The sequence below is a fragment of the Pseudomonas vancouverensis genome (assembly GCF_004348895.1).
Taxonomy (GTDB): domain Bacteria; phylum Pseudomonadota; class Gammaproteobacteria; order Pseudomonadales; family Pseudomonadaceae; genus Aquipseudomonas; species Aquipseudomonas vancouverensis.
The window spans coordinates 1-1,220 of sequence record NZ_RRZK01000013.1; the positions used below are offsets into that span (position 1 = coordinate 1).

The window sequence follows — 1,220 nt, forward strand, 5'->3', positions numbered from 1 at the left end:
AAATTTGTGAGTGACTCTTAAGAGTTTTGCGAATTTTCGGCGAATGTCGTCTTCATAGTATAACCAGATTGCTTGGGGTTATATGGTCAAGTGAAGAAGCGCATACGGTGGATGCCTTGGCAGTCAGAGGCGATGAAAGACGTGGTAGCCTGCGAAAAGCTTCGGGGAGTCGGCAAACAGACTTTGATCCGGAGATGTCTGAATGGGGGAACCCAGCCATCATAAGATGGTTATCTTGTACTGAATACATAGGTGCAAGAGGCGAACCAGGGGAACTGAAACATCTAAGTACCCTGAGGAAAAGAAATCAACCGAGATTCCCTTAGTAGTGGCGAGCGAACGGGGACTAGCCCTTAAGTGGCTTTGAGATTAGCGGAACGCTCTGGAAAGTGCGGCCATAGTGGGTGATAGCCCTGTACGCGAAAATCTCTTAGTCATGAAATCGAGTAGGACGGAGCACGAGAAACTTTGTCTGAATATGGGGGGACCATCCTCCAAGGCTAAATACTACTGACTGACCGATAGTGAACTAGTACCGTGAGGGAAAGGCGAAAAGAACCCCGGAGAGGGGAGTGAAATAGATCCTGAAACCGTATGCGTACAAGCAGTGGGAGCAGACTTTGTTCTGTGACTGCGTACCTTTTGTATAATGGGTCAGCGACTTATTTTCAGTGGCGAGCTTAACCGAATAGGGGAGGCGTAGCGAAAGCGAGTCTTAATAGGGCGTCTAGTCGCTGGGAATAGACCCGAAACCGGGCGATCTATCCATGGGCAGGTTGAAGGTTAGGTAACACTGACTGGAGGACCGAACCGACTACCGTTGAAAAGTTAGCGGATGACCTGTGGATCGGAGTGAAAGGCTAATCAAGCTCGGAGATAGCTGGTTCTCCTCGAAAGCTATTTAGGTAGCGCCTCATGTATCACTGTAGGGGGTAGAGCACTGTTTCGGCTAGGGGGTCATCCCGACTTACCAAACCGATGCAAACTCCGAATACCTACAAGTGCCGAGCATGGGAGACACACGGCGGGTGCTAACGTCCGTCGTGAAAAGGGAAACAACCCAGACCGTCAGCTAAGGTCCCAAAGTTATGGTTAAGTGGGAAACGATGTGGGAAGGCTTAGACAGCTAGGAGGTTGGCTTAGAAGCAGCCACCCTTTAAAGAAAGCGTAATAGCTCACTAGTCGAGTCGGCCTGCGCGGAAGATGTAACGGGGCTCAAA

1 rRNA gene is annotated in these 1,220 nt (G+C 50.0%); it reads left to right on the forward strand.

Features of this window, described 5'->3' with window-relative positions:
• Window positions 1-84: 84 nt before the first annotated feature.
• Window positions 85-1,220 (forward strand): 23S ribosomal RNA (locus EIY72_RS12615); the annotation flags it as partial.